Source organism: Lachnospiraceae bacterium oral taxon 500 (assembly GCA_002999035.1).
Classification (GTDB): domain Bacteria; phylum Bacillota; class Clostridia; order Lachnospirales; family Vallitaleaceae; genus W11650.
Window position 1 is genome coordinate 2,485,902 of record CP027241.1, and the last position, 21,676, is coordinate 2,507,577.

A 21,676-nucleotide genomic window follows, 5' to 3' on the forward strand; every position below is an offset into this window, starting at 1 on the left:
TTTTTCTCTTTTATTTTTTAGTTGCCAATAATATTGCCATTAATCGTTTCCAAGTCAATCTCATACTGCCCCTGCCCGTAAACCGCCTTATGGCTGCGGCCAGGAATGCCGCCAAAGCCGATAATCAACCCATTTGTTACCTTGACTTCGAGCTTGGCATTAAGCTCCTGCGGCAGACTGGCAATGATATTGCCGTTGGTCAGCTTAACCGATAGATCATTGTTTTTCATCTGATTTAAGATAACATTGCCATTGGTAACTTCAATCTCGGTCTTGCCTTGCTGCCACACGCCGACCACATTACCATTGATGATATCGGCCTCCACTTCCGCCTGATACTCATCCGGCAGTAAAAGATACAGAACATAGGAACGCCATACCACCATCTCTTTTTTGTTATTTTTGCTTCTGGAAAAAATCTGGTACTCCCCTTCGTCCGTCAATGTTATTTTCCAATCGGCATCATTCCGGTAATCTGCCTGCTGCTTGTCCGAGCCGGCCAGATAAACTTCAATTTCCCTGGCCTTGGTTCTGCCGATCACCAGATTGATATCATCCGCGTCTACTTTAATTTCCTTGATCAGTGTTCCCTCCAAGGGCTGCGTCCACTTTTCCAGAATCTTCTTATGATTCCGGGTAATTTCTTCTGCCGTTAAATATCCATCCGCAGCACCGGCTTTTTCGAAGATTTGATTTATATTTATTGCCTTGCCGCCCTTTTCCATCAGTTGATCCGCCATTTCCCAAATAAAATCATAACCCCAGTCATAATCCTCCAGATTATCGATCTTATCAGAAATGGTATCACCAACCGTTTCCAGGCTTTGCTCCAAACCGTCTGATACCTTATCCAGCGCTGTTTCCAGCTGATCTCCGGCTTCTTCCAAGGCTTCTCTTACTCTTTCGTCATCCCTGTACTGCGTCCACAACCGGCTGCCGGCATTTACAAACTTATGCAGATCAAGTATCAAAAACGAAACAACCGTGCCCAGCATAGCAACCAGCGTAACAATTGCCACGATGCCAATCAATTTTTTCATCAGTATCCCCTCCTTTTGGCAATGTTCCAGCGAATGGATAAATACAGGTTTTTAATCCCTTTAATGCAAACAATAAAGAACAAAACCGTTAAATAGCAAACTAAAATCGCCAGTCCCAGCAAAAAGATACCCAAAAACACCGAGGTGACCGGATGCAGCGTCAAGCCGAAGACATTGATGATTTGACCAAATGGGAACATCCAACCAAACAGCGCTGCCAGCCCCGATACGCCCAGTGCTAAAATCGTCGCGAACAAGGCAATCATCACACCGATAAAAGCTCCCAACAGCCCCATACCTACACCAAAAATGGGCGGCACCAAAAAGATAATACCCAGCACAATCAAGATAATCAGCCACGGCGAAGAATTCTGCTTCGGCGGCATCCCGCCCGGATAGCCTTGATTCGGCGCTTGTCCCGATGGGGGTGTCTGTTGGTTAAACGCCGCCGGATTGGGCCGCGGCGGCCGTTCATGCATGAAAAATTCATCCGCGATATCTTTCGGGCTCCCCAATTCCGCCGCGATTTCCGTTTCCGTTTTACCTTTCTCCGCTCCAATCCGAAAATGTTCCTCATAATCCGCTACCATATCATTGACGATATTGGCCGGATAACTGCGCAGATAGTAACGCAGCAAATCTAAAAACTCCCTTTTATTCATACCTGTCTCCTCAAAATTTTATTGACACTTTCCGAAAAGCTTTGCCAGTCATCTAACTGTTCCTGATAATAATATTTTCCCCGTTCCGTTAAACGATAGTACTTTCTGGGCGGACCGGTCTGCGATTCCTTTAAATAAGTTTCCACTAAGCCGTCATTGCTGAACCGGCGCAGCAGCGGATAAATCGTGCCTTCGGACATCGCGATATTAACCGAGATTGACTCAACCAGTTCATAGCCGTAGAAGTCCTTTTCCGCCAGATAAGAAAGTACGCAAATCTCCAAAACTCCTTTTTTAAATTGCGTATTCATTTTTCTTCCTTATTTTCTTCTTTAACATAGCTTTCCGCTTCATAATATTGTTTCCTCTGCTGCTCCTCAGCCTGATAGCGCTCGTTTCCGGCGGTATAGGAATCACTGCCGTTAAAGCCCTGCGCTTGCTGATAACCACCCGGATTTTGATAATTGGAGTTCGTTTGATTTTGGTAATTATTTTGATAATTTGAGGAGTAACTATTTTGGTAACTGCCCTGATAATTGTTTTGATAATTTTGATTTGGCTGGTTTGGCTGGTTTGGATACGGATTGGAGCCAAAACCGCCTTGCGGCCCATAATAATCGATCGGCGGCAGTGGTATCACCAGCGCGGCTACAATATAAGCAATGATCCCCACCGAAGTAAAAACCGACAAAACCGCCAGCAGGCGAACCACCGTCGAATCCACCGCCAGATACTCCGCGATTCCGCCGCAGACCCCGGCTAATATTTTATCGGTATTGGAACGATATAATTTTTTTGGCATCATAAAATCCTCTCTTTCTAAAAAACGGTTAATCAAATGTTTTAACTTTACTACATATTATCACACGCTATCTTATAATGCAAGATACCGTGTATTAAAATATGATTAAAAATTCAACCGCCAAATCTTTCTCCATTTCTGTTATGGCAAGTGCAGCTGGTTTACTATATTTTTTACTTATCTATCAGCCTTCCTATCTTGGTTTTTAATCATAAAAACTTCATGTTCCAAACAATGAATCTAATATTCATGCTCCGCTCTTGGAATACTACTTTGTCAGCCTATCTAAAAATTCCAATGTAGCCTTATTAATCTCTTCTATCTTTTCCAATGCAGGTTTTGAATTCATTCCATTATCAAATAGATTTGTTAAAAAAGGCGATGCCAAGGATAATTCAGATAAACCTATATGTCCGCTTCCTTCAACATGAACATTTACATACTTTGGATTGTTAGATTCAAGCAATTTTTGATTCATTTCATAAGTCGTAATTTCATCCAGTTTACCCCACAATGCATCAGAGTAAAAATGTAAAACTGGAAGTGGATACTCTTTCTCAGTAAATAGATACTTTTCACCTTCAATGCCAACTATGTCTCCAAAAAACGGTGATTCTAAAGCAATAACACCTAATAAAGCATTGGCTCGGTTCCTACCTACTTCTAAAGCTGCAGAGCCTCCGAGTGAGTGACCTGATAAGAATATTTTTTCTTGATCAATTTTGCTTGAATATTTTTCATCTGAAAGAATACTATCAAGAACAAATGAAATATCTTCTACTCTTACACTCTTCCATTCATTAAATTCTTCTCTAGTTTTTTCTAAATTTTCTGATCCTTGAGAATTCATCACACTTTGAAAAAAGCTACTATCAACATAGACATTACTTCCATCAGATAAACTTGTAATAAAAGAGTGATAAGGATGCCCTAAGCTTGCAACAATATATCCATTCGAAGCTAATTCTTCAAAAAGAGATGGATTAGAATCCTCTATACCAAATGAACCATGTGAAAAAATAACTAAAGGATGTTTGGTATGTTCATCTTCTGGTAACCACCATGATACTGGTACTTCTCTATCGCTACCAGAAGTTGCCATCTTTGGTATTTCCGTTTTATGAATGTAATAACTTTTTTCATTTTTAACTCCATAAGGTCCCGTTGGTTTTGGTCCTTCATTTAACGGGAAAACAAATTTAAAAATCGATAATAAAATTCCTGCTAAAATTAAAAATATTAGAATGAGTTTTTTCCAAAACGGTCTTATTTTTTTTGCAATTACTAATACAAGAGCAATTAAAAGAATTGCACTTATTAATATCCAAATCATATATATTTCTCCTATTTATTTTTTTGCAAAGGGCTGGAAAGCCTTATTCTATCGTTACTACATGCCGTTTCTTGCTCTCTTTTCTCTGTACTGTCTACATTTAAAGCTGATTGAATATAGTACCTTTGATGCCCTTTGTTTATAACAAAATCAACCTCAAGCTGAACCTTTCTTCTGTTTCCATCTTTCTTAAAATCGTGCTCAACCACACCAACATCTATATTATATCCTCTACGAAGCAAGTCGTTATAGATGATGTTTTCAATAATATGTATGTCTTCTACTTGCCTAAAATTTAATCTCGCATTTCTAAGACCTATATCTGCAAAATAGTATTTTAATGGCGTTGAAAAATATCTTGAACCCTTAACATCTTAGTTAGTGAGCCAATGGCGGAAGAAGAAAATCTTATCTTAAACAAAAGCCCCCGGAGTTCACAGCTCCAGAGGCTTTTTAACCACCTGTCATCTGGCAGGATGAAATATCAGAAATCATTCCTTATTTGTCTTTTTCGGCGTAGCCGGAACAAAACGATCCATCATATCCGGCACCAAGTCCAAAATCTTGCTGACATTATCCCGGCTGTTGATATTAACCAGCCTCGTATGCCCATCCTTAATCACCAAAATCGCCTTGGGGCTGATTTTCGCTCCCATTCCGCCGCCGGAGCCATTGACCGCCGAGCCGAAGGTTACGTCCATCAACGGAATAATCGTGGTATCTTTAATTAAAATCGGTTCTCCCACTACGGTCTTGGTATTTAAAAATTGACTCATGCTTGAAATTAAAGCCGCTGCATTGTTCTTTCCGTTCTCCGCCATAATATCCTCCTGTTTTTATCTCTGCGCCGAAACAGACAGGACGGCTTCTTCGCTGTCCCGCTCTTCTTGGTTTCTCTTCTTTTTGAGTTTTTCTTCCTCCGCCGCTTTTCCCGCTTTCAGCGTTCTGATCAGGAAAAGCAACCGGATAATCCGAACATCAATAATCAACCGCAGCGCATAATAAACGATTTCAATCAGAAGAATCCGTCCCTTAACCGCGGCCTGACCGACAAACATCATTTTCTCAAAATCCGGTACCATTTCCATTTTACCATGATTTTCCGGATAAAACAAATAAAATAAAGACAAAACATATCCGGTATGGGCCGGGTCACCTAAACCGAACTCAATCCGGCCGTCCGCTCTCCTGGGTAAAACCGAGCGCAGCATCCGCCACGGCCAACGCAGCACATGTCTGATCACACCGCGATTTTTTCGAAAATAAGCCCGCAGCTTTTGAAAAATCCACCAGGCGGTTTCAATCATCGCCCGTTTGCCGGAGCTTTCGGTGCTTTGCCGCTCGCCTTCGGCTATCTCTTCCTTTTCATATTCCGCTTCAAACTCCGACCAAATATCGGCCTCATCTTCGGTCTTGTTCTCCGGCTTACTGCTGTCCTTTTCCGGCGGTATTTTTTCTATGACAGCTCCTTCCTCACGGGCAGATGCTTTTGCCGCCGGTTCATTTTCTTCGTTTATCACCGGCCGGCTCTCCGTTTGAGCGACAACAGGCTCCCACACAGTCTCATTTTTTTCGGCTGCTTCAATCCGTTCTGCCGTCTCCGGCACTTCCGTCTGATCGCTCCTCTCCGCCGATAAATAATCAAACAGCTTGCGCTTAAACTCTTCTTCTTCCATCTCCTGCCAATCCGCCTGCCATAAATCTTCTTTGATTTCGGCAACATTCTTTTCAGGCTTCGCCTTTTCCTCCTCCGTCTCGCTCATTCGGAAAAAACCAATCCGAAACTCGGTGGTATTTTCCGTCGGCGTATACTGAAAACGAAATTGAAGGAACCGAAACAGCCAGCTGATGCGGCCGCCCCAAATCAATTCTTCCGCTTTTTCCAAATCGGCCTGATAGCGAATCGGCACGCACAGAATCAGAAGCAAAAGCAGCAAAACCAGCCCCAGTACAGTCGCCAGCAAAATGCCGATCAGCTTTAACAGCCATAATAAAATTGTAATAACCAACGTCATTTTGCTTCCTCCAGCTATTGTTCCTGTCCGGCATAAAGCGCAGCCTAAAAATCCTGCTCTGACGAACATGGGAAAGTTGAATATTCTGTTATTGCAGAAAAAGGGCAATCCCGACCAAGGCCGTGAGAATATAAACTCCAATTCCAATCGGAAAGTACATTTGCTTTTCCTTAACCAACCGAATAAAAAGCAGATTAAAGCCAATTGCCGCTGCCGCCAGCGCCGTCAAGCCCAGCCACAATGTAAGTCCCGCAAGCGCATAGGCAGCCGGCCCCAGCGCGGCCACAAGCAATACTTCCGGCCACAATAAAACACCCAAATCACTGAGCAGCTGATGGCTTGGCTCAAATCCCGCTGCTTTCATTTTATCATTTTTATCCCGGAGATACAATAATTTTAAGCCAAAATAAAGTAAAAACACAAAATTAACCCCGCCGGCAATCAAGAGAATTACCCACGCCCTGACCGCCTTGTCTGCGCTTTGACCAGTACTTCTGCCCTTATTGGCTTCTAAATATCCGGCCGGCTTTGCAGACGCTATATCTGCGGCTGTTTTTGATTTTAAATCGAAGCTTCCCTGCCTGCTGCCTAAAACCCGGTCTGTTCCGGCTGTTTCCGGCGGCCATTCATCAAAAACAGAAAAATAATAGCCCGGCTGCATTTTTTGCTGCATGGCTTTAACCTTGTACCGAAATTCAGCCAGCAAATCGGCAGGCTCCAGCGATTGGGATACCGCGTATTTCCGGTACAGCTCCCCGGCCAAATATTCGCCCCGCAGCCGGTAAACCTCGGCCAAAGCCGAACTGATCAGCCGATCCGCCAGGAGTACCGCCAAAGCATTATCCTTTAAATAATAAAGCCCAAAAATCCCTTCCGTTTCGCCCGCCAGCAGCCGTTCCTCCGCTCCGGCCGGAATTACCAGCAAAAGTTCGGCCTGATAACTCCTGATTCCGGCCAGTGCTTCAGCCGTTTCTCTTGGCTCAAGGCTTATTTTTTCACTAGCCGTCCGCAAAAATGCCGGCGCCAGACCGGAATGATCCTGATCGTCCAGAAAAATCCGAACTCTTTCTTCCTTATTCAACAGAGCGGAAACAAATAACAAAAAAATGGCCGCCCAGACTGCCGCCAGCAGGCATACGGCTTTTTTATCATGATATAAAGTTTTTTGCTTGATTTGCCACAGCAGTACCGTCTTAGTCATGGTGCGCTCTCCTTACACAAATAAAATGGCCGCCGGTTGTCAGGCCAATTACCGCTAAAAAAATACCGCCGGCCGCCGCCGGAATCTCTGCAGCCGCTAAGCGCAGCAAAAACAAAAAGCCATGATAAAAAGGCGACCACTCTGTCAGCAGAAGCCATTTAGTCGGAAAAAAAGAAAGCGGCAAAAACGCCCCGCCAAACAGAGCCGAAAAAAAGAACAGTGTCAGCGCGGTCGCATAATAGCTGCCCAAGTTGTGAAAAGCATAGCTTGCTAAGCCAAGCAGCCAATAAACCGCCAGCAGTAATAAAACAAAACCGCCAAAATATCTTCCCGCCGGCATCAGCTGCAAAATATATTTTCCCAGCAGCCAGCTTAAAGTGCCATAGCCAAGACACATAGCCGCTGTCAGCCCAAACTCGCTGAATAGATAATCCGCCTTCGAAATTTGGCTTAAAAACAAGCGCCGATAGCGCTGTCTTTTTTCAATTGCCATACCGTTCCAGTAAATGCCCAGCAACAGGCCGAAAAAAAGCGTTAGACTAAAAAAATAATAATTCCTTGTCAATGCCCCTGGCAATGCCGAGATCGGCTTTTGCGAATACAGGCGCTGCCGCTGAAAAGCCAGACTTAAAAAATCAAGCGAAATCTTAATGTTTTCCGCTATCGCTTGCTCACCGGTCAGCCTCAAATCCGCCAACTCCTGATTATACACAGAAATTACCGCTTCCGAGCCCAGCATAATCTCCTCATAGGCCTGAAAGGTCTCCCGCAGCAGCGCCTGATAAAGCGGCTGCTGCGTCAAAATATAAACCTCAACCGGTAAAGACTCAAAGTATTGCCATCGGTCGGCAAAATCCTTGGGAAAATAAATAAATACATCGCCAGCCGGATGCGCCGGCAGGGTTTGCACTTCTTCCATCTCCGCCAAGCCTTTCAGCACTTCCGTAAAATTATCAATCGCCATCTTAGAGGCATAGGTCCCATCGGCATTGTAATAAGTAATCGAAAACAGCTTCGGCGGCCGGCCGGCAGCAACTGCCAGTACCGCCGCCATCGCCGCCAAAAGCAAAAGGAACTGCCATTTGACCCGCCAGACTGCTTTAACATGAAAGATTAAACCATACTTCATGAGCAGCCTTACGTTTCTCATTGCAATTCCTTTCTTTTTTAACTCAAATTTCCTCTGGGCCAGACTTGACCTGTCCGCATGGCGCACAATCCGTACTTCTGCCCGGGCGAGCAGTCTGCCTGCTCTTTAAAACAGTCCTAAAGAAGAAAGCACCTGCATCGCGTTGGCTTGTACTTCCTCCATCAGTTCCTCCATGTCTTCGGGTGTTGCCTTGGCATAATCCCAAGCCTTATCTGGCTCAAAGGCCGAAAACTTAACATTATCGCCGGTTGCCAGCACTCCGGTCGCGACATGATATTTTATCGACTGTATCGGACTTTCCTCTTGCAATATGGTTTCCGCCGCCTTTTGCAGATCCATCTTAACCCCTGCGTAAGCATAGATAACCTGCTGTTTATCAACCACAAAAATCATGTCCAAAGTTGCCGAATCTTTCAAAGCCGAAATCATGTGTGCGGCCTCTGCGTCTGCATGAGGCTTGTCCATATTTTCCACGGCTTTATCCAGAACATCCAAAATCAGTTCCTTGGCATAGACCAATTCCGATTTTACTTCGTCGTCCCAGGCTGACTTCAAATGATACGAACCGCTGATCAGCTGAAAATAATTATACACCAGCAAATCCTGATTCGCTTCGATTTCCGCAATCAGGCGTTCAAGGTAAGCTTCCATAAAGGGCTTAAAGTTTTCATCCGCCAGTAAATCCTTAGTCAACTGAAGATAAAACTCCGCCGCTTCCGCCACGTTTTCATGGATTTCGTAAACTTCGCCTTTAAACTCCTTTTCTTCCTCGCCAACCGTCAGCTTGCGGCTGCCTTTTTCCGATTTAATCTTGGCATCGTAATAATCCCGAACCCGTTCCAGATACTTCTTTTGGTTTAATTTCTTAAACTCGGGCAAAGTTACCGGATTCAGAGCCGTCCGCAGATACTTCATTGACTTTTGCACATTTTCATATGTAAAAGTATCGGCTGCGGACTCCATCGCTTGACTATCCATTACTCCATTGTCTTCCAGCAGGCTATTTAAGCCTTCTTTTGAAAGATAAACTGACTTGCTCAGCAGTTTGGGGATCAAAAAAATCTGATCCTGATTTTGCTGTTGATAAGCAATATCAAGCAGTTCCATGCTTTTCAGATAAATTCGAAAATCGGCTTCTATCTTACTTGCAGCTAAGTCCGACTTGGTACGCAGCTTCAAACCGGCTCCGCTTAGCAGCTCTGTGTACATCTCACTTTCCGGCTGACCCTCGCCTCCCTTCAGTTCATCCAAAATCCATTCCTGATAGGTATCCGATTTTGTGACTTCACCGCTTTTGAGGATAGCCGACCACAGTTTCTCAGCCTTGGTTTTACTGCTGATGACACCGGACACAAACAGGATTCCGATTACCAAAGCCGCTACAACAACTACGCCGCCGATCCCGAGACCGACCCACAAACCGGTCTTTTTCTTAGCGGCCGGCTGCGGCTGATAGGGAAAAGGCTGCGCATACGGCTGCGGATTATTGTAATTTTGATAGGACCCTTCCGTCGGCATCCCCTGATTCGGCTGCGGCGGATAAGGCTGCGAATATCCCTGCATATTATTCGGCATCTGCCCCTGCGGCATATTCGGCTGCGGCTGATTTCCTGCCCCTGTATTCCATCCGTTATTGGTTTGATTTTGTTCGTTCATTCTGCACTCCTATTTTTTACTCATCATCTTAAACCGCTGTATCTGCGGTTGCCTTCCCGCTTCCGTCTGGCCGTTTAATTGAAATCCTTTAAGTCAATATTATCAAAGGCCGACTGCAGAGAGGTCATTGCTTCCGTGCTGGAAGCAGCCGGTATTTCAACTTCCTTCTTCTGCGGCGCATGGTTTCTGCGCGGTTCTCTCGGCTGTCTGGGTGCGGATGCTTCTGCGCTCTTCATCGTCAGGCGAATCCGTTTTTCCGGCTTATTGACTTCCAGCACCCGGACATTGACCGTATCGCCTACCTTTAATACTTCGTCCGGTGATTTGATGTGCTTATCCGAAATCTGAGACAAATGAATCAGGCCTTCCACTCCGGTCGGCAGCGCCACAAATGCACCGAAATCTTTAATCCGCATCACTTTGCCTTCATAGGTTTCACCGGCGGTATAATCTTTTTCCACTGAATTCCAAGGATCCTGCGACCGGTCTTTCATGCCCAGACGAATCTTCTTTTTCGCCCGGTCTACTTCGATTACATAAACCGATACTTCCTGTCCTTCTTTCACTACTTCTTCCGCCTTGGTCACCCGATCCCAGCTGAGATCTTCCAGCCGCACCAATCCGTCAACCGGGCCGATATTGACAAACACGCCAAAATCCATAATCTTTTTAACGACGCCGTTAAACTCATCGTCTGGACTCACCGTTTCAAACATTTTGGCTCTTTCGGCTTGAACTTTTTCTCTTTCTAATTCTTTCCGGGTAAAGACGGCCCGACCGGCTCTCTTGTCCAGTTCCAGCACCTGTACGTCAAATGCTTTGCCAACCAGTTCATTTAAATCTTCAATATAAAATGCAGAAGCCAACGATGCCGGCATAAAGCCCCTTACACCCATGAAATCACACAGCACACCGCCCTTAATGGCCTGCGCTACCGTAACCTCAATCGGCTGTTTATCCGTAAATGCCTTTTCAATCAGCTGCCAGCCTTCCAGCGCTGATGCCTTGGTTATCGACAATTCAACATTCCCTGTCCCGTCGTCGGTTCTTAAAATCTCTGCTTTGATTTTATCACCGACCTTGTACTTTTCATTTGGCTTTTGCTCCGGCTCCAAAGGCATTTCACTTGCAGGAACAATTCCGTCGGAAGCATACCCGAAATTAACCAAAGCTTCTTTGTCGTTAACGCCGATGATCTCGCCTTCAACTAAATCGCCATTCTTGATTTTTTTCAAAGATGCGTTAATCTCAGCTTCATAATCCGCCATGGTTTCTGTCGGCTCCCCAGCCTTAACTTCTGTTACATTTTCTGTTACTGTTTCCTGCATTGAGTTCTTCATCTCGTCCATAACTAAACCTCACTTTTTCTTTCGTTGACTTTCTACGCATTGTGCGAACCGTAAAACTTCAATATTCGCGGAAGACTCCCCTCTATAAAAGTTTACAATCCCCCCAATTATTATTGTACCATACCTTGCGCCAATTGAAAAGAGAATTTTAAAAAATTTTAAGAATTGAGCACGGTTCCGGCAAGCTGATATTATGCCCGAACGATACCGATACACTTACTTTGACTGAAAACCGGCTCGGCCTCTGCGCGCATTTTGCACCAGATGCGCCACAAACTTTTGAATCGTTTCCATAAAAATCTCCGGCTTTAGTTCACCGCGATTGATTTTACTTAACCCTCTTTCCCATTTTCCGGTGGTTTCCGGTGAACGGAGCGATTTCGGCACCATTCGGATCAGAGTCTTGCCTTTTTCGGTCGGCCGCAGGGTTTTCCCCTGACGCTGAATATAACCGACTTTCAACAGCCGTTCAATAATTCCGGCTCTGGTCGCCGGCGTGCCGAAACTGGATTCTTTCAGCTGCTCTTTTAATTCTTCATCTTCCACAAAGCGCCCGGCATTTTCCATGGCGCTGAGAAGCGTGGCCTCGGTATAGGGTTTGGGTGGTGTAGTCTGCTTTTTCAAAATCCGGCAATCCGTAACGGCCGCCGCCTGTCCCTTGCGGAGCGGAGGCAGGTTTCCGGTCATTTCTTCCGCTTCGCCATCCTCACCGGTATCCGCCTCATTTTTTCCGTCCGGCGGCTGCGCTTCTCCCAGTGCTGCTTCCGCTTCCGGCTTGGCCCGGTTTTCCGGTTTTTGATAAAGCCATTTCCAGCCCTCGGCTTTGATGGTTTTTCCTTTGGACACAAAGGTCTCACCTTCAATCAGGGTAATCACCTTAATCGTTTGAAATTCATGATCCGGGTAAAAAACCGCCAAAAAGCGCTTCACCACCATTTGATAAATCCGCCGTTCTCTTTCATTCAGACTCTTTAGCACCGGTACCTTCTTAGTCGGAATAATCGCATGATGGTCGGTAATTTTTTTATTATCAATAATTCTTTTGGTAAAGTTCAGCTTGATCTCGCCGCCCTCTTTTAATTTGGCGATTGCTCCCTGAAAAGGCGGCACATCAATGCTGCGCATCGTATCACAAACCGTCGGCTTCATATCCTCGCTTAAGTAACGGCTGTCTGTCCGCGGATAGGTCAGCAGCTTATGTTTCTCATACAAAAGCTGGGCGGTATCAAGCACTTCCTGCGCAGTCAGGCCAAACTCCTTATTGGCTTGGCGCTGCAGTTCGGTCAAATCATATAGGAGCGGCGGCTTTTGCTTTTGGTTCTTTTTTTCAATCTCGGTGATCTTGCCGCTTTTCCCCTTGACCTTGGCGGCAATTGCCTCGGCTTTTTCCGCCGCCATGATTTTCGTTTCCGAAATCTGATCTTCAAACCATATGCCCTCATAGCTGCCGGCCTGGGATTCCAAATCTGCCGCTACCTCAAAATAATCCTTGGGCACAAAATTGGTCAGTTCTTCTTCCCGGTCAACAATCAGTGCCAGAGTCGGGGTCTGTACCCGGCCGACGCTGAACAGATCCGAATACAGCGTGGTATAAGCTCTGGTCGCATTGATCCCGACCAGCCAGTCGGCTTCTGACCGGCACTTGGCCGAGTAATAAAGGTTGTTGTATTCCCGGCTGTCCTTTAATTTTTGAAAGCCCTCAGAAATGGCTTCATCCGTCATAGACGAAATCCACAGCCGCTTAACCGGCTTTTGACAGTTGATATAATGATAAATATAACGAAAAATCAATTCGCCTTCCCGTCCGCTGTCAGTAGCGCAAATCAGTTCGCCGACATCTGCCCGCTCCGCCAAAGTGCGCAGGATATTGAGCTGAGCCTCTGTCTGCGGATAGGGCTTTAACCCCATTTCCCGCGGCATAATCGGCAAATCGGCGTACTGCCATTTTTTATAGCGGGGATCATAATCCTCCGGTTCTTTTAAATTAATCAAATGGCCGACCGCCCAAGTAATCACATACGGATCGCCTTCGATATAACCGTTTCTCCGCTGCCGGACACCCAAAACTCTGGCGATATCGGCAGCAACCGACGGTTTTTCTGCTATGATTAAAGACTTCAATCCATTCCCTCGCTCTTTTGCCGTATTGGTTGCAGTGTTTATCATACCATTTTTCAGTAAAAAAAACAAGACTGCCTGCCGTCTTGCCGCTCACATAGGCTGTCCGCCAAACGCGCTGCTCCATACCAAACCATCAAATGATTGATTGTGGCTGATAAAAATGGTATAATTTGATAGTGATAGGTGAATTTAAAATTTATCATACCTTAGATATCCTTCAAAAAATTAAGGAGAAATAGAAATCTATGAAAGATTTGATTTTTTCGTTTGCCAACTGGTGGAACTGGCTGCTGACTTTTACCAGCGGCTTTGCTAATATTGGCTGTCTGTTTCTTTTCAGTCATTCCGCCACTCACCATACCGGCAATATCAGCCGGATTGCCATAGCACTGGAAAAGGGGAACTGGACGGAACTTGGAGTGCTCTTTTTCATTGTTCTTTGCTTTTTTGCCGGTTCTGTTCTGTGTGGCCTTTTGTTTCATTCGCAGACGATGACGCCCAAAAAGCGCTACGGCATTCTGTTAATCTTTTTAGGCATTCTTTTGTTGGCCGTTTATTATCTTCAGCCGGGCAATATGGTACTTTATGCCATCGCTTTCTTATCCGGCGCCCAAAACGCAATGTTTATTTATATCAAATCCTTTTTGGCGCGCAGCACGCATCTGACCGGATATCTGACCGACAGCGGCTTTGCTCTCGGCCGGATTTTAGCCGGCTATATGGAGGATCTACCGAAACTGTTTTTTAATTTGTCACAAATCGTCTTCTTTCTGCTGGGCGGCCTGGCCGCCTCCGCCTTTGGCCGGCATTTTCCGGCCGGACTGGTGCCGCTGATTGCCGGTCTTTATATCTTAGGCGGGCTGATTTATTTTATCGCCCGGCGCGGACATTTATTCGGGGTCAAGTAAAACTCACTCTGCCCTGCCGGACTGTCCGCTGAGCAAAGAACCTTGCTCAAATATTTTTGCATATCTCCTGCCAACTACCGCCACTGCCAAAATAAATGATAAAAAATCCGAAACCGGCTGAATCAGGCAAATGCCTAACTGCCCATACAGTGCCGGCAAAAGATATAAAAGCGGAATATAAAATATCCCCTGCCGGGAGGACGAGATTAGCAATGCCCAAAAATATTGGCCGGTATTTTGCATAAACATACTGCTGACCGCCAAAAATCCCAAAAGCGGCATGGTCAGGCATTGCAACCGGAGAATCCGAATCCCGATAAACACTACCTCCGAATCCTTTGACAGCATTTGAATAAATCGCCCGGCAAAAACATACAAAACTGCCGAAGCCAGAATTAAAAAAACCGTGCCCGACCAAACCGTCAGCTGAAACGCCTTTTTTACCCGATCATACTGCCCGGCTCCGTAATTCATAGCGCAGATCGGCTGAAAGCCCTGCCCCCAGCCAATCATAATCATATAAGCTAAAGCCGCCGCTTTGGCGCTGACGGTTAAAGCCGCTATCATACTTTCTCCGTACTGCGCCGCTATGGCGTTGAGCAGCACCAGTGCCGCGCTGGTAATTGCCTGCCTGGAAAAATTAGGCATTCCGCCAGCCAGAATATGATAAATCAGCTCTCGCTTGTACTTCGCTTTTCCCGGCCGAACCGGAATGTTTCCGTTTTTTTCAGCCAGCCAAGTCAAAACCATACAGCCGATCACCTGTCCGGCCAGTGTCGCATAGCCGGCTCCTAAAAAACCCATGCCCAAACCAAACATCAAAATCGGGTCGAGCGCCATATTACTCAGCATCCCGGCCAGCAAACCCAGCATCCCGTCTTTGACATTTCCGCACAGCCGCAGCTGATTATAAAGCGTGATGCCGTATAAACTAAACGGAATACTGATGATAATCAGCCTTAAATATTGGCTGGTATAGGTCAATACATTTTCCGAGGCATTTCCGCCAATCAGCCCAGCCAGCGGCACAATAAAAACCTGAGCAAAAATCATGATCACCAGCCCGCTGACAGCCGCCAGCCCGATTCCGACCGCCGAAACGATTTCCGCTTCTTTATAATTTTTCTCCCCGATTCGTTTGGCCATAACATTACCACTGCCATAGCCATACCAAAAACCAATTGCCTGGATAAGGCTGACCAAGCTAAAAACAACGCCAACAGCCGCCGTCATGGAGCGATTATTTAAAAGCCCGACAAAAAATGTATCCGTCAGATTATAAATGACGCTGACTAACATGCCGATAATCGTCGGCACGGAAGTTTTGATAAGCAGCGGCATCAGCGGCTCTGTTAAAATTTTCCGGCGCCTTGCTTCTTTAGCATTCATTTCATTCCCCCCTGACCTCACCTTTTTCTCCGTCCACCCATATCCTGTCGCCGTCCTTAAATCTGGCCGTGGCAAAACCAACGCCCAAAACCGCCGGGATATTATATTCTCTGGCCACGATAGCCGCGTGACTTAAAGCCGAACCGGTATCGGCCACCACCGCACCGGCCAGCTTAAATAGTGGCGTCCACTCTGGATCCGTCAGATGGCAAACCAGAATATCTCCTTTTTTCATTTTATAAAACTCTTTCGGGCCGCGGATGACACAGGCTTTGCCCACAGCACTGCCGCCGCTGCCGCTTACGCCTTTCAGCACAGGGCCGTTCCTGTCAAAAACCAAGAGCTTGGAGGCTTCCCAAACCTTGGCCGCTAGGGCAGACTTTTCATCCCGCCGGCGGATTATTTCCTGGCAGTCCGCATTTAAATATCCGGCTTCCAGACTGGGCATTAATTCCCGATGAAAAAGATTGGCCACTCCATGCCGGTAATCTTCGCTGCCGAGTAATAGCTGATTGATCCTTCTGACGCACTGCCTGACATAATAAAATACGGTTTCCCACAAGTACTGACTTTCCTCCCGAACCACATGAAAATAGCGGAAAAAGTTTATATTCTTTTCCAGTGCCGGGTACTGGTTGCCATAAATATGCTTCAGTTTCTCCATCAGCTCGGCATAATCCCTGTTTTCTGCCTTGCCGGCAGCAGGTTCCTCTGTTTCTAAAATCGGCCTGATAATATTTACGATTCTGTCCGGATCCTCCCTAAAGGTTTTGGCTTCCAGACAATAACAATTATAATCCGATTTAAAGCCATTCTTTTTAAGAAAATCATCGGTCAGGCGCTTAAATTCCGGAAAGCTTTCCCATAACCCATCAAACTTCGCGCCGGATAGGATGGCATCTTTTAAAGTACTGTCAGTTTTGAACTTCTCCGCCATAGCTGAAATATCCTTCGCCACCACCGCCGTTTTATTGTTCAATCCCCAATAAAAATCAAAGGCGGAATAATTTTTATCGACCCGCTTGATTATTTTGGTAAATCGGCGGCTGGCCAGCCCCGCCGGAAACAGCGCATATTTAAACCGATCATAAGCCAGGCTTTGGATTAAAGCATAGCTATGTTCCATAAATACTTGGCACTCCGATAATTCCATACTTTCAAAGCGCAAAGACTTGATTGCCTCTATTTCCCGCTCATATCGAGCCATAAATTCCGTACAGACCTGACAGCAATATTCAAGATTCTTAAACATTTTCAGCAATTTAAAAATATGAAAAATCTTCCGATTGACCCCTGTTTTTCTGTCCGAAAAGGTTTGGATTCCGTCCGCGTCCATTTTCGGACTGCTGTCCAGAATAATACCGCCCTCGGCAAATATCCTGGCCTTTTGCTCATTGATTGCTATAATATAGTCAAAATCCAATGCTCTGTATGCAAACGGCATTTTTTCCAACTGAAATGCCATGATTTTTTTCATGCTTCCTGTTAATTTTATTCCTTTGATATATTTCTGAACAATTTTCTCCTGATCATCAGTTTTTAAAGCAGTAACGGCTCTGGCCTGCAAAATATAAACTTCATTCTCTTTCATCGCCCATTCAATATCCATCGGCCTGCCATAATGCTGTTCTATCTCCAGTCCGATCTTGACCAGTCTGTCAATCTCATCCTCATTTAGCACCCTTTCTTTGCTTTTGGCAGCGCTGACCGCTTCCGTTCTTACGCCGCTAGGAGCATACACGATTTGGCTGGCCTTGCTGCCAATCCTGATGTCAAGCAGTTTTCCCAATTTACTGATAATATAACTGTCAGCCGTTACCTGACCGCTGACCACACTTTCACCCAAGCCGTAACTGGCATTAATCTGCATTTCGTTTGTGTTTTGGCTGACCGGATTAATAGTAAATAGTACTCCCGCTTTTTCACTCTCGACCATTTCCTGAATCACTACCGCAATGGCAACCGCCGCCTGAGCATAGCCCTGATGAAAGCGATAGCTGACCGCTCTGTCCCCCCACAGCGAGGCATAGCAATGGCGGATTTGTGCCAGCACATCTTCTATCCCTCTGACATTTAAATAAGTTTCCTGCTGCCCGGCAAAACTGGCCTCCGGTAAGTCTTCCGCCGTTGCCGAAGAACGGACAGCCACCCTGACATTTACTCCTAAGCTGGCATATTTTTTCCTGATTTCTTTTTCTGTTTCAACCGGAAAGCCGCCGCTTTTTATTTTTGCCCTGATATCAGCCGCCAGCGCCAGTAATTTATCCTCGTCCGCTCCCGCTTCCTGCGCTCCGGTAGAAATCATTTCCGCTATCTTGTTTTGCCTGATAAATTCCCGATAAGCCTCCGCCGTAATCACAAATCCGGCCGGCACATTGATGCCGGCGGAAATCATTTCTCCCAGATTCGCTCCCTTGCCGCCTGCCGTCAAAACATCTTCTTTTTTTATATCCTTTAAATCCAGTATCATCCTTTTACTCCTTCAAACCTCAATCCTATATTTCTATATACTTATTTACTATTTGAAATATATAAATCCGCAGGACTTCATTAAAGTAATCTTCGCTGAAATGATACCAATTTGAGCATAATACAAAGCTGCCGATGAAAGCATTGGCTAAACCTTGCCGCTCTGTCCTCCGGACGACAGCGTTTTCCCGCCAATAATTTATCAGTTTATCCAAAAACGGGCTATAAAGACACTCCATTTTATTTGCTTCGTCTTTCCCCTTTTCCGCCAATATCCGAAATGCCTCCCGATAAACCGGCTGAGCTTTGGCTTTCAGCATCAGGTCAATCGAATAATGGTAAATCACATCCGTTAAAAATATGACTGGATCGGTCAGAGAATTGGAAAATTCCTGTTCAATCTGATGTAATTTTTGGGTCGCGCGATAGGCAATGAGATCAATGATCAAAGCTTCCTTGTCTTGCCAAAAACTATAAAAACTGCCCTGAGCAATGCCCGCTCTCCTGGTCAGTTCGCTGATATTTAATGCTTTTGTGCCTTTATCATGAAATAAATCCAGCGCCGCTTCCATTATTTTTTCTTTGATTCTGCTCCGTTCTTCCTCAGTAAAAGCCTTAGCCATAAAATTTCCTCTCATCCTATGAATTTTTTATATTATATTCATTGATAGTGTAACAAATTTTTCTCTCGCTGTCAATGAATATTTTTCTACTTATTCATTGCTTGACCATAAAAAAAGAAGCCTTCTCCATTTCCCCTGTCGCCAAGCTGCTTTGGCGGTCATCCCGCGGGCAGCGCTTTGACAGGGGAAAGTTGAGTTTTTAATTCAGGCTTCTTTTAAAAATTTCGGTTAGGGCTTAGAACGCCGGAACCACCGCGCCCTGGTACTTTTCTTCCAGGAACTTTTTCACTTCTTCGCTTTGCAGTGCTTTGACCAGCTTTTGAATGCCTTCGCTGTCCTTGTTATCCTGACGGGTAACTAAAATATTGGCATAAGCCGACTGGTCGCCCTCAATAAACAACGCGTCCTTGGTCGGGTTCAGTTTCGCTTCCAAAGCGTAATTGGTATTGATAACGGCAAAGTCGACATCTACCAGCACCCGCGGCAGGGAAGCGGCTTCCAGCTCCTGAAACTTTAAGTTTTTCGGATTCTCAACAATGTCCTTCGGCGTTTGGGTCAAGCCGTTTTCATCCTTTAACTTAATCAAACCCTCGGCCTGAAGCAAAAGCAACGCTCTGCCCTCATTGGTCGAATCATTCGGAATCGCAACGGTTGCGCCGTCAGCGATTTCATCCTTGGACTTAATCTTTTGAGAATACGCGCCCATCGGCTCAATGTGAATCTTGGCAACCGACACCAAATCCATCTTGTTTTCAGCGTTAAACTTTTCCAAATACGGCAAATGTTGGAAGAAGTTAGCATCCAGCTTTTTGTCATTTAAGGAAACATTCGGCAGAACATAATCGGTAAACTCCTGAATTTCCAGATTAACACCTTCCGCCTCCAAAACCGGCTTAATCAGGTTCATGATCTCGGCATGCGGAACCGGTGAAACACCAACCTTCAGCGTGACCTTTTCCGTCGTCGCCGTCTGTCCCTGATTATAAGTATCATCCGTCGCTGTCTGCTTTTGGCATGCCGCCAGCGAAAAAGCCAAAAACAACGCTATTCCTAATGCTGCAACACTTCTTTTCATAAAATTCCCTCCTGTTAAAAACTATTATCAATAAAAAAGAGAAATAACAGGCAAAGCCGCATTTCTCTCGTCTTATGCTGCGCTTTCTCTTTATTGCACAACATTATATCTTTTTTTCTATGAATTGACAATCGGTATATTTCATCAATTTATACAAAATCGACAAAATCTCTTGTATATTTTACCGGTTTTTCAGCCCTTCCGCTTATCTAACTTGCCGGCAATGAAATTGCCCAAGCTCTGAATGGCCTGAACCATCAAAATCAAAACAATTACCGTAATCCACAGCACATCGTCCCGGAAGCGCTGATAGCCGTAACGAATCGCCACGTCGCCGATACCACCCGCTCCGACCGCGCCGGCCATGGCGGTATAGCCCAAAATGTTAATCACTGTCAGCGTCAGCCCCAAAACCAAGGCTGATACCGATTCCGGCAAAAGCACCCGCCAAATAATCTGCCAATTATTCGCCCCCATCGACTTAGCGGCTTCAATCATGCCCCACGGTACTTCCCGCAGCGCCGATTCCGCCACCCGGGCGACAAAGGGCGCCGCCGCAATCGATAAAGGCACAATCGCCGCCGTTGAGCCAATCGCCGTATCCACAATCAGCCGGGAAAGCGGGAACAAAATGATAATTAAAATAATAAACGGCAGGGATCGGAAAATATTTACCAGTGACGACAGCACCAGATTCAGGCTCTTCATCGGTAAAATATGATTTTCCTCGGTAATCAGGAGCAGCACGCCAATCGGCAGGCCCAAAAGCACCGCGAACACAGTCGAGAAAAAAACCATATACAACGTTTCCATAAAGCCCGGTATAATCAGGCTATTTAAGGTTTCATTCATTACAGTACCTCCCAGCGCAAATCCTTGGAGTTTAAGTACTGATAGACCCGCTCCAAATCCGGCTGACTGCCCTGAATCTTAACGACCAAATAACCCAAATTAACCCCTTGGATTTCCTCAATATTTCCGGCTAAGATTGACACATCAACCGGATAATTCTTAATCATATTGGATAAAATCGGCTCGTCCGCCGTATCGCCGCAGAAAGAAATCTTAAGCACCGACTCGGTTCGGGTATGCTCTTTGACCTCGGCCTGTACTTTTTCCGATAAATGAAACAACTCGTTTTCCAGAAAGTTTCTGGCTGTCTGCGACTGCGGGTTGCTGAAAACATCCAGCACCAGGCCGACTTCCGCCGGCGTTCCCTGTTCCATGACGGCCACCTTATTACAGATTTTCTTAATCACGTCCATTTCATGGGTAATCACTACAATCGTAATCCCATATTTTTGGTTGATTTCCTTCAAAAGCTGCAAAATTGCCTCGGTCGTCAGCGGATCCAAAGCTGATGTCGCCTCGTCTGATAAAAGGATCTTAGGCGCATTAGCCAAGGCTCTGGCAATGCCGACCCTTTGCTTTTGCCCGCCCGATAAAGTCGCCGGATAGGCTTTCTTTTTCTCAGTCAGGCCAACGACCTGCAAAAGTTCCTCGACCCGGCGGCTGATTTTATCCTTGGGATAGCCTGCCAGCCGCAACGGGAAGGCTATATTTTCTTCCACCGTCGAGTTCATCAGCAAATTAAAATGCTGAAAAATCATGCCGATTTCCTTGCGTTTTTCCCGCAGCTGGGACTCACTCAAAGTAGTCATGCCGACCTCGTCAATATAAATCTCGCCGCTGGTCGGCTCTTCCAAACGGTTGATGCAGCGAACCAAGGTCGATTTTCCGGCGCCGGAAAGCCCGATCACGCCGAAAATATCGCCTTGTTCAATTGTTAAGTTTACATCCGAAAGAGCATGCACCTCCCCGGCACCATTGCCGAAGGTCTTGGTCAAGCCTTCAATCCGAATCATCTTTTCCTCTCTTTCCTG

General features: G+C 45.7%; 19 protein-coding genes and 1 pseudogene. 1 reads left to right on the forward strand and 19 read right to left on the reverse strand.

Annotated elements, in window-relative coordinates; all coding sequences use genetic code 11:
* Window positions 1–17: 17 nt before the first annotated feature.
* The 13 genes and pseudogenes from C3V36_11390 to C3V36_11450 form a co-directional block, all read right to left on the reverse strand.
* Window positions 18–1,040, reverse strand: a complete 1,023-nt coding sequence (locus C3V36_11390; protein ID AVM69789.1) for a hypothetical protein — start codon at window positions 1,038–1,040, stop codon at window positions 18–20.
* Window positions 1,040–1,702, reverse strand: a complete 663-nt coding sequence (locus tag C3V36_11395) for a hypothetical protein (GenBank protein ID AVM69790.1) — start codon at window positions 1,700–1,702, stop codon at window positions 1,040–1,042. The genes C3V36_11390 and C3V36_11395 overlap by 1 nt, the downstream gene beginning before the upstream one ends.
* The gene (locus C3V36_11400; GenBank protein AVM69791.1) at window positions 1,699–2,013 is read right to left on the reverse strand and encodes a PadR family transcriptional regulator; all 315 of its coding nucleotides are present in this window, start codon (window positions 2,011–2,013) and stop codon (window positions 1,699–1,701) included. The genes C3V36_11395 and C3V36_11400 overlap by 4 nt, the downstream gene beginning before the upstream one ends.
* Entirely contained in the window at window positions 2,010–2,504 is a 495-nt protein-coding gene (locus tag C3V36_11405) for a hypothetical protein (GenBank protein AVM70537.1), read from the reverse strand. The genes C3V36_11400 and C3V36_11405 overlap by 4 nt, the downstream gene beginning before the upstream one ends.
* Before the next feature lie 268 nt (window positions 2,505–2,772).
* Window positions 2,773–3,837, reverse strand: coding sequence for a hypothetical protein (locus C3V36_11410; protein AVM69792.1), 1,065 nt, complete (start codon window positions 3,835–3,837; stop codon window positions 2,773–2,775).
* Window positions 3,838–3,905: 68 nt separating this feature from the next.
* Window positions 3,906–4,211, reverse strand: a pseudogene (locus C3V36_11415) (ATPase).
* A gap of 117 nt (window positions 4,212–4,328) precedes the next feature.
* Window positions 4,329–4,658, reverse strand: a complete 330-nt coding sequence (locus C3V36_11420; protein ID AVM69793.1) for a sporulation protein — start codon at window positions 4,656–4,658, stop codon at window positions 4,329–4,331.
* A 15-nt stretch (window positions 4,659–4,673) separates the two neighbouring features.
* Complete coding sequence (locus C3V36_11425) at window positions 4,674–5,852, reverse strand: hypothetical protein (protein AVM69794.1); 1,179 nt, start codon at window positions 5,850–5,852, stop codon at window positions 4,674–4,676.
* Window positions 5,853–5,940: 88 nt separating this feature from the next.
* Window positions 5,941–7,053, reverse strand: a complete 1,113-nt coding sequence (locus tag C3V36_11430) for a hypothetical protein (GenBank protein ID AVM69795.1) — start codon at window positions 7,051–7,053, stop codon at window positions 5,941–5,943.
* Window positions 7,046–8,203, reverse strand: a complete 1,158-nt coding sequence (locus tag C3V36_11435) for a hypothetical protein (protein AVM69796.1) — start codon at window positions 8,201–8,203, stop codon at window positions 7,046–7,048. Before C3V36_11435 ends, C3V36_11430 begins: the two co-directional genes overlap by 8 nt.
* A gap of 105 nt (window positions 8,204–8,308) precedes the next feature.
* Window positions 8,309–9,859, reverse strand: a complete 1,551-nt coding sequence (locus C3V36_11440; protein ID AVM69797.1) for a hypothetical protein — start codon at window positions 9,857–9,859, stop codon at window positions 8,309–8,311.
* A 74-nt stretch (window positions 9,860–9,933) separates the two neighbouring features.
* A complete protein-coding gene (locus tag C3V36_11445) occupies window positions 9,934–11,208 on the reverse strand; it encodes a 30S ribosomal protein S1 (protein ID AVM69798.1) in 1,275 nt (424 codons plus the stop codon).
* 216 nt (window positions 11,209–11,424) lie between these two features.
* Window positions 11,425–13,398: a DNA topoisomerase III gene (locus C3V36_11450; GenBank protein ID AVM69799.1), complete on the reverse strand. Its 1,974-nt coding sequence runs from the start codon at window positions 13,396–13,398 to the stop codon at window positions 11,425–11,427.
* Between the two features lie 176 nt (window positions 13,399–13,574).
* On the opposite strand from C3V36_11450, the gene C3V36_11455 reads away from it, so the two are divergent.
* On the forward strand, window positions 13,575–14,237 hold the full coding sequence (locus C3V36_11455) for a DUF1275 domain-containing protein (GenBank protein AVM69800.1): 663 nt from the start codon (window positions 13,575–13,577) through the stop codon (window positions 14,235–14,237).
* 3 nt (window positions 14,238–14,240) lie between these two features.
* Here C3V36_11455 and C3V36_11460 read toward each other — a convergent pair whose 3' ends face one another.
* From C3V36_11460 to C3V36_11485, 6 genes are all read right to left on the reverse strand, one after another.
* Window positions 14,241–15,626, reverse strand: a complete 1,386-nt coding sequence (locus tag C3V36_11460; protein ID AVM69801.1) for an MATE family efflux transporter — start codon at window positions 15,624–15,626, stop codon at window positions 14,241–14,243.
* Window position 15,627: 1 nt separating this feature from the next.
* Window positions 15,628–18,096, reverse strand: coding sequence for a phosphoenolpyruvate synthase (locus C3V36_11465; protein AVM69802.1), 2,469 nt, complete (start codon window positions 18,094–18,096; stop codon window positions 15,628–15,630).
* A gap of 25 nt (window positions 18,097–18,121) precedes the next feature.
* Entirely contained in the window at window positions 18,122–18,718 is a 597-nt protein-coding gene (locus C3V36_11470; protein AVM69803.1) for a TetR/AcrR family transcriptional regulator, read from the reverse strand.
* 235 nt (window positions 18,719–18,953) lie between these two features.
* Window positions 18,954–19,793: a methionine ABC transporter substrate-binding protein gene (locus C3V36_11475; GenBank protein AVM69804.1), complete on the reverse strand. Its 840-nt coding sequence runs from the start codon at window positions 19,791–19,793 to the stop codon at window positions 18,954–18,956.
* Window positions 19,794–19,985: 192 nt separating this feature from the next.
* Window positions 19,986–20,645 carry a methionine ABC transporter permease gene (locus C3V36_11480; GenBank protein AVM69805.1) on the reverse strand — a complete coding sequence of 220 codons (660 nt, stop codon included), beginning with the start codon at window positions 20,643–20,645 and terminating at the stop codon, window positions 19,986–19,988.
* The gene (locus C3V36_11485; protein AVM69806.1) at window positions 20,645–21,658 is read right to left on the reverse strand and encodes a methionine ABC transporter ATP-binding protein; all 1,014 of its coding nucleotides are present in this window, start codon (window positions 21,656–21,658) and stop codon (window positions 20,645–20,647) included. The genes C3V36_11480 and C3V36_11485 overlap by 1 nt, the downstream gene beginning before the upstream one ends.
* Between the last annotated feature and the right edge of the window lie 18 nt (window positions 21,659–21,676).

Bases quoted from the DNA above. Each gene is read 5' to 3' on its own strand.
- C3V36_11390 (AVM69789.1), bottom strand. From the start codon at position 1,040: ATGAAAAAATTGATTGGCATCGTGGCAATTGTTACGCTGGTTGCTATG.
- C3V36_11480 (AVM69805.1), bottom strand. From the start codon at position 20,645: ATGAATGAAACCTTAAATAGCCTGATTATACCGGGCTTTATGGAAACG.
- C3V36_11445 (AVM69798.1), bottom strand. From the start codon at position 11,208: ATGGACGAGATGAAGAACTCAATGCAGGAAACAGTAACAGAAAATGTA.
- C3V36_11440 (AVM69797.1), bottom strand. From the start codon at position 9,859: ATGAACGAACAAAATCAAACCAATAACGGATGGAATACAGGGGCAGGA.
- C3V36_11405 (AVM70537.1), bottom strand. From the start codon at position 2,504: ATGCCAAAAAAATTATATCGTTCCAATACCGATAAAATATTAGCCGGG.
- C3V36_11475 (AVM69804.1), bottom strand. From the start codon at position 19,793: ATGAAAAGAAGTGTTGCAGCATTAGGAATAGCGTTGTTTTTGGCTTTT.
- C3V36_11460 (AVM69801.1), bottom strand. From the start codon at position 15,626: ATGAATGCTAAAGAAGCAAGGCGCCGGAAAATTTTAACAGAGCCGCTG.
- C3V36_11485 (AVM69806.1), bottom strand. From the start codon at position 21,658: ATGATTCGGATTGAAGGCTTGACCAAGACCTTCGGCAATGGTGCCGGG.
- C3V36_11455 (AVM69800.1), top strand. From the start codon at position 13,575: ATGAAAGATTTGATTTTTTCGTTTGCCAACTGGTGGAACTGGCTGCTG.
- C3V36_11470 (AVM69803.1), bottom strand. From the start codon at position 18,718: ATGGCTAAGGCTTTTACTGAGGAAGAACGGAGCAGAATCAAAGAAAAA.
- C3V36_11430 (AVM69795.1), bottom strand. From the start codon at position 7,053: ATGACTAAGACGGTACTGCTGTGGCAAATCAAGCAAAAAACTTTATAT.
- C3V36_11420 (AVM69793.1), bottom strand. From the start codon at position 4,658: ATGGCGGAGAACGGAAAGAACAATGCAGCGGCTTTAATTTCAAGCATG.
- C3V36_11435 (AVM69796.1), bottom strand. From the start codon at position 8,203: ATGAGAAACGTAAGGCTGCTCATGAAGTATGGTTTAATCTTTCATGTT.
- C3V36_11400 (AVM69791.1), bottom strand. From the start codon at position 2,013: ATGAATACGCAATTTAAAAAAGGAGTTTTGGAGATTTGCGTACTTTCT.
- C3V36_11395 (AVM69790.1), bottom strand. From the start codon at position 1,702: ATGAATAAAAGGGAGTTTTTAGATTTGCTGCGTTACTATCTGCGCAGT.
- C3V36_11425 (AVM69794.1), bottom strand. From the start codon at position 5,852: ATGACGTTGGTTATTACAATTTTATTATGGCTGTTAAAGCTGATCGGC.
- C3V36_11465 (AVM69802.1), bottom strand. From the start codon at position 18,096: ATGATACTGGATTTAAAGGATATAAAAAAAGAAGATGTTTTGACGGCA.
- C3V36_11410 (AVM69792.1), bottom strand. From the start codon at position 3,837: ATGATTTGGATATTAATAAGTGCAATTCTTTTAATTGCTCTTGTATTA.